At 53.4% G+C, this 2,076-nt stretch carries 2 protein-coding genes and 1 pseudogene; 2 read left to right on the forward strand and 1 reads right to left on the reverse strand.

The features are described from left to right. The coding region (gene rhlE, locus FDX03_RS00280) for an ATP-dependent RNA helicase RhlE (protein WP_249356953.1) at positions 1-986 on the reverse strand (986 nt) is incomplete at its 3' end. Between the two features lie 219 nt (positions 987-1,205). Here rhlE and cecR point away from each other — a divergent pair. Both cecR and FDX03_RS22875 read left to right on the forward strand, forming a co-directional pair. After that, positions 1,206-1,883, forward strand: coding sequence for a transcriptional regulator CecR (gene cecR / locus FDX03_RS00285; protein ID WP_003035216.1), 678 nt, complete (start codon positions 1,206-1,208; stop codon positions 1,881-1,883). Beyond that, positions 1,880-2,076: pseudogene (locus FDX03_RS22875) on the forward strand (secretion protein HlyD); the annotation flags it as partial. The gene cecR and the pseudogene FDX03_RS22875, both read left to right, overlap by 4 nt.

Here is a 2,076-nt window from a genome sequence, read left to right on the forward strand (position 1 = left end):
TAATCTTCCGGGACGTTTGGCAGCTCGTAGTTCACCACGTGTGGCAACTCTTCGATATCGAGGCCACGCGCGGCAATATCGGTCGCCACCAGCACGCGAATATCCCCGGATTTAAAATCGGCCAGCGCACGGGTACGCGCTCCCTGAGATTTGTTACCGTGGATTGCCGCGCTGCGGATGCCGTCTTTATTCAACTGTTCAGCCAGATGGTTCGCACCGTGTTTGGTACGGGTAAACACCAGCACCTGCTGCCAGTTGCCCTGACCAATCATCTGTGACAGCAGCTCACGTTTACGTTTTTTATCCACGAAATGAACGTGCTGAGTCACCTGCTCTGAGGCGGTATTACGGCGCGCCACTTCGATTTCCAGCGGATTGTGCAGCAGCTTTTCGGCCAGCGACTTAATATCGTCAGAGAACGTTGCTGAGAACAGCAGGTTCTGGCGTTTTGCCGGCAGCTTCGCCAGAACGCGACGAATGTCGTGAATAAAGCCCATATCCAGCATGCGGTCAGCTTCATCGAGTACCAGGATCTCAACCTGATCCAGTTTCACCGCATTCTGGTGTTCCAGATCGAGCAAACGACCAGGCGTGGCAATCAGCACATCTACGCCGCCGCGCAGTTTCATCATCTGCGGGTTAATACTGACGCCGCCGAAGACCACCAGCGAGCGGATGTTCAGATACTTACTGTAATCACGTACGTTTTCGCCAATTTGAGCAGCCAGTTCGCGGGTTGGCGTGAGGATCAGCGCACGCACCGGGCGACGGCTTTTACCATGCGGCTGATGGGTAATCAGGTGCTGCAACAGCGGCAGGGTAAAACCTGCCGTTTTCCCCGTACCGGTCTGGGCGCTGGCCATCAGATCGCGGCCTTCCAGCACGGCAGGGATCGCCTGTTGCTGAATAGGGGTAGGTTCACGGTAACCCTGTTCGGCAACGGCACGTAAAATTTCAGGGTTTAAACCAAGGGAATCAAAAGACATAACAACTCCGAACCGCCCTGACCGTTACCGGTGTCGTTTTCAGGGAGATACATACAATAGAGATGACAAAAACCACAATGTCATGAAGGGGCGGAGTGTAGCAGTTTTTGTGATGTGCCGCATAAATTATCCCTGCGAGGGAAATAACGGTCCGGACTGGACAAGGCTGCATATCAGTCATAATCTTAATCAATCGATTGATTAAGATCAGGTCATGCTATGAATACACCCACCATGACAACCAAAGGTGAACAGGCGAAGAACCAACTCATTGCCGCCGCATTGGCACAATTCGGCGAGTATGGTCTGCACGCCACCACGCGCGATATCGCCGCGCAGGCCGGGCAAAATATAGCGGCTATCACCTACTATTTTGGCTCAAAAGAGGATTTATATCTCGCCTGCGCCCAGTGGATTGCCGATTTTATCGGCTCACAGTTTCGTCCGCACGCTGAAGAGGCCGAGCGTTTATTCGCTCAGCCAGAACCGGATCGTGGCGCGATGCGCGAATTAATCCTGCGCGCCTGCAAAAATATGATCATGTTGCTCACCCAGGACGACACCGTAAACCTGAGCAAATTTATTTCGCGGGAACAGCTTTCCCCCACCGCGGCTTATCAACTGGTGCACGACCAGGTTATCAATCCGCTGCATACACACTTAACGCGCCTGATTGCCGCCTATACCGGCGGCGATGCCAACGATACCCAAATGATTCTGCATACCCACGCCATCCTCGGCGAGGTGCTGGCCTTTCGTCTGGGGAAAGAAACCATTCTGTTGCGTACGGGTTGGTCACAATTTGATGAAGATAAAACCGCGCTGATTGATCAAACGATCACCTGTCACATCGATCTTATTCTGCAAGGCTTAACGCAAAGGAGTCTGGAGTCATGAAAAAACCTGTCGTTCTCGGGCTGGTTATCGCGGCCCTCGTTGCCGTGATTGCCGGTGGAACGTGGTGGTATCAAAGTCGGCAAGATAATGGCCTGACGCTGTACGGCAATGTCGATATCCGTAGCGTCAACCTGAGTTTTCGCGTTGGCGGCAGGCTGGCCTCGCTGGCGGTTGATGAAGGCGATGCGATTAC

The organism is Citrobacter sp. wls827 (genome assembly GCF_005280875.1).
Taxonomy (GTDB): domain Bacteria; phylum Pseudomonadota; class Gammaproteobacteria; order Enterobacterales; family Enterobacteriaceae; genus Citrobacter; species Citrobacter youngae.

Excerpts from the sequence above, each read along its gene's own strand:
- cecR (WP_003035216.1), top strand. The coding sequence starts at position 1,206 with ATGAATACACCCACCATGACAACCAAAGGTGAACAGGCGAAGAACCAA.